Source organism: Streptomyces sp. NPDC001770 (assembly GCF_053596135.1).
Window position 1 is genome coordinate 1 of the sequence record NZ_JBSFFN010000105.1, and the last position, 1947, is coordinate 1947.

Annotated in this window: 1 protein-coding gene; it reads left to right on the top strand. The window is 70.2% G+C overall.

Annotated elements, in window-relative coordinates:
- Positions 1 to 1947, top strand: a 1947-nt coding sequence (locus ACWCSV_RS34540; protein WP_451149221.1) for a hypothetical protein, incomplete at both ends; no start/stop codon positions are given.

Genomic DNA, 1947 nt, shown 5'->3' on the forward strand with positions numbered 1-1947 from the left:
ACGAGTACCGCAGGCTACTGGCGCCGGCGAACGCGGGACTGCGTGCCCAGCTCAAGGAGGGATCGCCGCTGCTGACCGAGAACCTGCTGCGCACCCTGCTGCGAGCCCCGAACTCGTACGCCTCCGCCAACGAGTGGTTCTCGCAAGCGGGCACTGCCGCGGCCGGCCCGGAGGACATGCGGCGGATCTTCGCCGACACGCTGTCCCGGAGACCGGAGTTGCGGGCCGCGGCTTACGCCGACGCCAGCTTCCGCGAGCAGCTCGTGGGTCTCCTCACTCTCGCGCGCGACCTCGAGGGCGTCGACGGGCTGAGGGAGGCCCTACGCACCGAGGGACGTCTCCTGGCGCTCTTCGAAAGGGACAACTTCCTCGTCCGGCTGCTCAACCCGCCCGTCAATGTCCTTCCCGCTCTGCTGCGCGACGAGTCGGCGTTGCTGCACCTCGCCCTGGCGGGCGAGAGCGTGACCGGGGCGTTGCTGGAGAACCCGGACGTCATCGAGGACGTGACCGGGCATCCCCAGGTGCTGCGTGCCCTGGCCGCCTACGAGAACAGAGTGACTCCTTCCCCGCACTGGGCGAGGCTCTTCGCCGACCCGGACGCGCTCGCCGCGCTGGACAGCCAGGACGGTCTGGCCCTGGTCAGAGCGCTGGCGTCCAACCCGGACCTGCTGACGGATGCGCTGGCTCGGGACGCATTCTTCGAGAACGTGAAGGACACCGGCCGACTGCACGAGTACGTGGAGCTCGTCCGCAGGTCGGAGAAGGAGTTCGCCCAGGCGATACGGGCGACCGGTGAGATCAGCATCACCAGGAACGGGATTCCGGTGGCTGCCGGACCGGCCCACATCGCCCGGCTGATCCTCGACACACCGGACCAGATCCCGGCCTTCCTCGACCGGGTGCCGCCAGACCATCGTGAGCAGTACCGCGAGGCAGCGGAGCAGACGCTGCGTGCGCTGAACGAGTTGCCGCAGCTCCGAGGCGCCGTCCGCCGCGAGTTCGGCATCATCCTGGCGATGCTGGAGAACAGTGAGCTGCCCTCGACGCTGCTGAAACGACCAGCCCTGATCGAGAAGCTGGCCGACCAGACCCAGGGTGCCCTGCAGGCGATCCACGACCGTCCCTCGCTGACCGCCGCGCTGCGGGAGAACGGCAGGCTGTACCTCCGATTCGTCAACGAACGGCAGCTGGTCAACGCCCTGGCCAGCCCGATGTACGACGACCTCGCCAGTGCCCTGGCGACGAACCGCTCGTACGTCCGGACCTACGACCGCATTCTCCCGGGCGCTCTGACCGACAACGTGGGCGTCAACGTCCTCAGGGCCAGTGAGGTCGTCGGCGCGGCCGTGGTGGAGGACCCGGAGGTGGTGACGTGGCTCGCCGGCAGCCCCGCCCTGGTGCGGAAGCTGTTCGAACTGTTCTACGTCGGCGAAGGACGCCTCATGCTCCAGGGCCCGGCGCTGGAGGCGCCCGAGTCCACGGCACGGGCCCTCGTCTCCAACACCGCATTGCTGCGGACGCTGGCCGGGCGTCCGGAACTGTTCGACGCCTTGGCCGCCTCCCCGGCGCTCTCCCGCGCCCTGGCGGAGAACCCGCGTGCGCTGACGAGCCGGCGGGAGGTGGTCGGACTGCTGGAGAACCGGCCTCTCCTGGATGCTCTGGAAGCGTCCGAGGGCCAGGCCGCGGTGCTGGTGGGGAACGCCGGTCTGCTGACGGTGGCCATGCGGACCCCCGCCCTGGTCGGCGCCATGGCCGGGTCGGCGCAGCTGTCCGGTCTGCTGAGGCGTGAGGACGTACGGGCGCTGCTGGGTGAGCAGCCCGAGGTGGCCCAGGACCTGGTGCGGACGCCGGCTCTGGTGCCGGTGTTGGGTGGTCTGCCGCGTCTGGTGCAGGCCATGCGTGACGACGCCGGGATCGCGCGACGGCTTCGGGCCGATCCGGGGCTGC